Raw genomic sequence first — 6,632 nt, 5'->3', positions numbered from 1 at the left:
ATAAAAACCTGTATGAATATAAATACAGGCAATGAAATATGAATTATACGATTGATACTAAGTCACTTATAAACTTTTCTAAAGATTCAACAGAAATATTCATTCTGAGCGAAACACCTGAATCCGTACACATATTTGAATGTCTAAGTCCCGAATCTAGATTAATGAAGAAATACAATTCATCAATATCAACTACTAAGAATGAAATATCAGGTTCATAAAAATAAAATTCATTCACTTGTTCAGTTATTTTAAAGTTTTTTAAGTTGTCTATATCATCCTTAAAAACAGCCAATTCAGTTAAAATCTTTTCGTGTTCATACGTAATCATAACGGTGAAATAAAAAATACTCTCCACATCATCAACCATCGTATTCTTTAGTTTAAACGCTATCGCCACATTATTTTCTCTATATGATTTATCTTTTAAAATAATTGATTTGTTATTCATTTCATATCCTTTCTAAACAAATATTGACTTTCATTATAGCATTACTACTAACTGTTATTTTTCATTTTTTCACATTAACGTAATATAGTACTGTAAAAATCTATTTGACATAAAAATTACATTGCCTACAATTAGGTATGTTTATATAATATAGATGATGACATTGCGTTTACTAACGCCGCGTCTAATTATTGAAAAATGACTTGCTTGTTTATTGATATTTTAGTGGAATCATTTTCGAAATATTCCATTAAAATAACGTCAGTAAAACAACATTTAAAGGAGCGTACTTTAATGTCAAATAATCCAACAGAACTTAGAAATGAAGAATTAAGAAAGCGGCAGCAAGAACAATATGAAGAATGGCAAAAAAAGGAAGCATCAAGCTCAAAGAAATGGTGGTTCATTGGGTGCGGTGGTTGTGGCGGATGCTTAGTAATCATCATTCTATTAGCCATTGCGCTTACAACGTTTACAGGTGCGGTTATAGATACTGTTCAAAAACAGCAAGAACAAACTAAATCAACACAAGATTCAACGGCACAAAAACCATTGTTAGGTCTAGATGATTCTCCTTACAACAAAGAAAAAAATAATGATGCTAATGAAGCACTGGAAAATGCAAAAATCTATTCTGAGTTGTATATGTCAAAACAAAGCATTTACGATCAACTAACATCAAGATACGGTGATTATTTCTCACCAGAAGCAGCACAGTATGCCATAGATAATTTGCAAGTTGATTATAAAGAGAACGCTGTTAAAAAAGCAGAATCATACCACGAAGACGGGAAAATGTCGAAAGCTGAAATATATGATCAATTAACATCTCAATTTGGCGAGAAATTCACCGAAGAAGAAGCGCAATATGCAGTAGATCAATTAGTTGAGTAATTACTACAAACAATTAAATAGAATATTTTCAGAATCAAGCTTTGGTATTTTTAGCACAGGGACAGTTTTCTCCCTGTGTTTTTTGTTTTTCTATAACTAATAATGAAAGAATTATTTTTTCTTTGTGGCAGTCGTTGCAAGATGAACGCTTGATTAATATAATAAATATTAATTAATTCCTCTTTTTACCTACATTGAATCATAAAAATAGAAAAGATTTTCATAGTAATTAGCTTAATTGAGAGGTAATAATTAAAGCATTTACGCTTTTCTGTTATTAATGCGTAAACAAATTTTTCTAGGAGGACGCACGCATGTCAAATGATTCAAACAATCAAACAACCGAAGAATTACTTGCTCAACAACGACAACAATTCGAAAACTATCAAAAAGAACAGGCATCAAAAACGAAAAAAAGATGGCTATGGGGATGCGGTGGTTGTCTCGTCGTATTTATCATTCTTTCTATCATTTTCACAGCATGTACGGGTGCATTTTTAAATGAAGTAAGTAAAGAAATAGATAAGCAAAATACGACAAGCCAAGGAACAGTTAAACACCCATCACATGATAGCAATGCCACTACTGAACAAAATAATGCCTTAAGTAAAGCTGAAATATATTCAGATACACTCTATATGTCAAAACAAGGTATTTATGATCAACTCACGTCTGAGTACGGAGACAAATTCCCTGCTGAAGCTGCTCAATATGCAATAGATCACCTTCAAGCGGATTATAAAAATAATGCTTTGAATAAGGCAGAATCTTACTCCAAAGATATGCACATGTCTAAAAACGAAATTCAAGAACAGCTTACTTCAGAGTACGGCGAAAAATTTACAGAAGAAGAAGCACAGTACGCGATAGACAATTTGAAGTAATAATTTACGAGCAAAGGGGAGAAAAATGCAAGAGTACTTTTCATGGCTTAAACAAAGTTATAAATACAAAACTTTAGATGGTTCCACTGAGATCACTACTCCCTTTCAAAACCATTTGAATGAATATAAGAATCTATGCTGATATTTCACCAGATAATTACATTGTATTATCAGATGATGGTATAACTTTAAGCGAATTAGAAATGTTAGGTATTGATATTAAAACTAACCTTATCAATTCTATTTTAAACCAATTCAATCTAATATTAAAAAACGATGAAATCATTGCTAATACTAAAGATAATAACTTTTCGCAATCAAAACACAACCTAATACAAGGCATATTAAAAATTTATGACTTAACTTTAGCCACTAAATCAAACATATCAAACTTATTTTATGAAGAAGTATTTGACTTTTTATACAATGAGGAAATTACTGGATCAGCTAAAGTGGCAATTTCAGGTAAATCTGGAATTAAATATTCAATAGATTATATTTTGCCAGGTACTAAGACAAAACCTGAAAAACTTATAAATTTTGCGAACAACTTAGATTTCAATAAAATTACAAACGATGCATTCATATATAGAGATGTTAAACCAAATAGACACAACAGAAACAATTTATCCTCTGAGATGATTATTATCGCTAATGATGTTGAATATAAGATTTCTGAAAGAGTTCAAAAAGCCGCTAATCATGAAGCGTTATCTATACTAAGATGGTCAAATAAAGATGAAATCATAGCAGCATTAAAATAGTGGCACATAATGAGCTATCTCCTCTACGCTATTGATTTTGTACTGTTTAATCAATTGAGTGTATAAATGCGATAGCTGTTTCAAGCAGAAAGCCCACCAGTGTTGGCGGGCTTTTTTGCTTTCAATTATTTAATTTAATTAAATGCATTTTTATAAATGTAATATCTTCTCACAAGCTCAATCACCATCATCCAAACAATATGACCAAAGAACTCAGAAACATGTTCATGGAATGGTTGATCAAACATACTAGGTACAACATTCATCAATGGCATAATGATTAAGTGGAAACCAATCCAAACAACAATACCAAAAACTGAACCATAACCCATTGCTACTTTTGAAAAACGTTTAACAAGTAAAATATAAATAAATGCGACAACTACTGAAAAACTAAAATGCACAATAAAGCTTACCCAAGGCATTGATTGCTCTGAAAATTGGTATGTCATATGTGTAAAGTCATGACTAAAACCAAATGTTTGTAATAATTCTTGTGGCGGGTTCGTTGCATTACGCTCTGGCGTTCTTGGTGGTAACATAACTTCCCAACCTAATTTTACGATACCAGATAACAAACCACCGATAATCGCAGCATAAATCACTTGAACAAATGATAATTTATCTTTCATTTAAAAAATCTCCTCTATTTGCCGTTCCAGCAATATTTTAAATGAAATTGTAACAAATTTATTTACATATAACAATCTTATATTTCTAAAAATTTTGTCTGTTTTGCGACAAAATCTATATTAAACTTATTTTTTATCTTTTATTCTAATCAATCATATAACTTATCTAATGCTATCCCCCACTACTAATTCCTTAGGCATATAACATTTTAATTCAGAATCTTCTCAAAAAATTATTGATATGATTTTTTTACATGCTATATTATAAGTAAAGCAGCCCGAAACTATGCACGAATAATTTCTTGCCGATATTAGATACATGATGATGAATTCAGATTAAATCTCATTTCTAAAGATGATATGGATGGATAGTGACTAAACAAAGACAATTCAGCTTATGGTGTCAAATACAATAATATAACTAATGAAATTTATGTATAAACAGGTCAACAAAATTTCAATAAAGTAAATGAATCTACTATATCAAAGAAATAATTAACTGTTCTATATACCCCTCTTTAATTCAAAAATGAAAAATTCCTCAGTGAAACGACTCAAAAAGTTTCTCGTACATGTCTACGAATTTATTGGTTGCAGGACTGATACAAAGTACAAGATACACATGGCATAAAAATCACTTAGAAAGTTATTCAAATTCTAAGCCTTACCCAAGCTTTCAAGAAAAAAATTCTTAACAAGTTGCACATGGTGAATACCTGATTTAGTTTAATGCATTAAATAGATATGAAAACATTTAATGACACGTAAGTACATTATTTCATTATTTAACAATGTCCCTTTTAAATCTTATGACAAGCAAGTAAACAATAATTCCAAAATACCATTAAATGAAATTAGCCTTGATAATCATTTCACAAAACGTTTAGGAGGCATGTAGATGCAGGTTCGTAACGAAAAAGTATATAAATCTTTTCTAACCACTACTACAAAGATGATTGATATTTATAGCAGTGCACAACAAGAAAATAGAAAAATAAAATATTTACCTGAGTGGTTGGATTTTTACACAACTCAATTATTGGAAGAAAACAACAATAAAAAGAAAATGTATTCAACTTATAAAAGAGGATCAATCATTTATGTAAACTTAGGAAGTAATATAGGTAATGAATTCTCTGGCAATCATTTTTGTGTTGTTATGGATAGGAAAGACAATCCCAAAAAAAGTACTCTCACAGTTATTCCACTTTCTTCAAAAAAATCAAAGCACTATACACATTTAACTTCGTCTATTTTTGATATCACCTTAGATGAATTGTATAAAAAAGTTGTACAGCTAAATAATGAAGTAGATGAAATTAAAGATTACGCTAACTTAATAATGGAAAGACATGAATACAATATAATAACTAAAGCAGAAAGAATTGCCATACTCGTAAAGTATGGTTATTTAACAGAAGCATATGTGCGCAAGCAATTTGAAGAAATTGAATTACTCATAAAAGAAGAATCCAAAACTTTTGAACAAAAAATATCCAAATTGAAAAAAAGGGCAAAAAATATTGAGCTTGTACGAAAGGTTTTTAATAGACATAAAAACAAACAATCTTATGCCAACGTTTCTGCAATTACCACAATAAGCAAAAAGAGGATTCAAAAAATAAACAGCGAAGATCCTACTGGAGAAATTAAAGTAAGCACAACAGACTTACTAGAAATTGAAAAACAAATGAGAATCAGATTCATACGTAGTTGACTTCAAGGATATCGTCTGATAAATTAATAGTAACAATTCGCGGTGAAATCCCGCTTTCTACTGAAATAGTAGCTCATTCCCGGTACCCAATCCGGTTGGTCAGATGATAAAACATCTGGCCTTTTTGATTTTAACCGTATCGAATTCGAGGTGTTTAGATATTAGTTAATTCTCCTGCCCCTATTTTTTTATAGGGCAAAAAAATTAAGATTAAAAGCATCTATATTTTAGAGAGTTAGCTATCTTTTATATTGGTTAAATCTTTCTTCATGTTTTGGATGGTTCTAGACGATACACCAAAAAGCTTTCCAAGTTCTTCCTATATTACCCCATATTCATTTTTTAATTTTTTCAACTTTTTTAGTTAGCTCCGACTTATTGAGATACAAATTTAATGCGAATATCCAGCGATTCCAACGACAAATACTTTTCATCGTATAAACTTCACTATGATTAAAAAATTTCGTATAATACGAAATAAGGGATTTTATAACTTTATAAAGAATAAAATAAGATTATTGCCAGCAACATAACAAAAAATCTTATTAATCTGGGATGTAGAACCAAAGAAATAGTCTCAAAAAATTGAAATACAGCATTCAACTTTAAGTGACTATTTGAATTTACCTTCTAACCTTTCTAGTTGTACAGAGAATTGCTGATATATTTAGTGTATTAAAAAGCGATATATATATAACATACTAAGTTAGGAACGTTATAACTACTATATATGATTAACTTGCAGATGAACGTTAAAGACGTGTGTTTTACAATACAAACGAGCAATTAAATGAGCAAAATGGAGATAAAATCTTATATATTAACTCAAACAGCGTTATTGCTAACGAATTAATGCTATATGGATATGCTTCAGCAGGTACAGGTGAAATAATTCTTGATGATGTTCAATTTAAAACACAGTATCAAAGACTATACCTAACCATGAAATCACAATTCAAATGAATGGTGATTTCATGAAACCTATGTTTATCAACGATGAGGGGATCAGATTGGTATCTTTAAATCCAAAACCCCCAGACTTATTCTTTGATAATAATCATAATATGGAAGTAGTAAGAAAATTCATATTATAAAAGTCATGAAGGAGATGAACTAATGGAACAAAATATTGTTAATAAATGGATGATATGGACTATTTTTGTTACGTCCTTATTTTCTATAGCTACGCCCGGCTTAGCTGTTTTTCCAACGATTTTATCATTAATTTTAGCTATTAAGTATGTCATTTTAAAGAAAAGTTATCTACCTGATTATCTAAAAATCCAAAAG

At 29.9% G+C, this 6,632-nt stretch carries 5 protein-coding genes and 1 pseudogene; 4 read left to right on the top strand and 2 right to left on the bottom strand.

The genetic code is table 11. The features are described from left to right. Nucleotides 1-43: 43 nt before the first annotated feature. Nucleotides 44-400: a hypothetical protein gene (locus CD122_RS10835; RefSeq protein ID WP_142381207.1), complete on the bottom strand. Its 357-nt coding sequence runs from the start codon at nucleotides 398-400 to the stop codon at nucleotides 44-46. A 345-nt stretch (nucleotides 401-745) separates the two neighbouring features. Here CD122_RS10835 and CD122_RS10830 point away from each other — a divergent pair, with 345 nt between their 5' ends. The 3 genes and pseudogenes from CD122_RS10830 to CD122_RS10820 all read left to right on the top strand — a co-directional run bounded on the left by CD122_RS10830 (nucleotide 746) and on the right by CD122_RS10820 (nucleotide 2,993). Next, complete coding sequence (locus CD122_RS10830) at nucleotides 746-1,345, top strand: Ltp family lipoprotein (protein ID WP_103358963.1); 600 nt, start codon at nucleotides 746-748, stop codon at nucleotides 1,343-1,345. 314 nt (nucleotides 1,346-1,659) lie between these two features. After that, nucleotides 1,660-2,229: an Ltp family lipoprotein gene (locus CD122_RS10825; RefSeq protein ID WP_103358962.1), complete on the top strand. Its 570-nt coding sequence runs from the start codon at nucleotides 1,660-1,662 to the stop codon at nucleotides 2,227-2,229. 25 nt (nucleotides 2,230-2,254) lie between these two features. After that, nucleotides 2,255-2,993: pseudogene (locus CD122_RS10820) on the top strand (DUF1828 domain-containing protein). A 134-nt stretch (nucleotides 2,994-3,127) separates the two neighbouring features. On the opposite strand, the gene CD122_RS10815 reads toward CD122_RS10820, so the two are convergent. After that, nucleotides 3,128-3,625: a YagU family protein gene (locus CD122_RS10815; RefSeq protein WP_103358961.1), complete on the bottom strand. Its 498-nt coding sequence runs from the start codon at nucleotides 3,623-3,625 to the stop codon at nucleotides 3,128-3,130. Nucleotides 3,626-4,523: 898 nt separating this feature from the next. Between CD122_RS10815 and CD122_RS10810 the strand changes: the two genes are divergently transcribed. Then, on the top strand, nucleotides 4,524-5,342 hold the full coding sequence (locus CD122_RS10810) for a type II toxin-antitoxin system PemK/MazF family toxin (RefSeq protein WP_103358960.1): 819 nt from the start codon (nucleotides 4,524-4,526) through the stop codon (nucleotides 5,340-5,342). Nucleotides 5,343-6,632 lie beyond the last annotated feature (1,290 nt).

The organism is Staphylococcus rostri (assembly GCF_002902145.1).
Classification (GTDB): domain Bacteria; phylum Bacillota; class Bacilli; order Staphylococcales; family Staphylococcaceae; genus Staphylococcus; species Staphylococcus rostri.
Note: the sequence above shows the minus strand (reverse complement) of the source record. Positions and strands in the feature narration are given on the sequence as shown.